Source organism: Saccharothrix sp. ST-888, assembly GCF_000955975.1.
Taxonomy (GTDB): Bacteria; Actinomycetota; Actinomycetes; order Streptomycetales; family Streptomycetaceae; genus Kitasatospora.
Window position 1 is genome coordinate 1 of record NZ_JYJF01001152.1, and the last position, 235, is coordinate 235.

Genomic DNA, 235 nt, shown 5'->3' on the forward strand with positions numbered 1-235 from the left:
ACGTCGAGCAGGCGAACACGGCGTACACCCGCGAGGGCGGATTCCTCTACGAGGCAGCCGAGTTCGACCCGACCTTCTTCGGCATCTCGCCGCGCGAGGGGTTGGCGATGGACCCGCAGCAGCGGCTGCTGCTGGGGACGTCCTGGGAGGCGTTCGAGCGGGCGGGGATCGACCCGGCCGCGCTGCGCGGAAGCCAGGCCGGGGTGTTCGTCGGTACCAACGGCCAGGACTACCT

1 protein-coding gene is annotated in these 235 nt (G+C 70.6%); it reads left to right on the plus strand.

Annotated elements, in window-relative coordinates:
- Positions 1 to 235: beta-ketoacyl synthase N-terminal-like domain-containing protein (locus UK12_RS36025; RefSeq protein ID WP_045307450.1), on the plus strand; the 235-nt coding region annotated here is incomplete at both ends.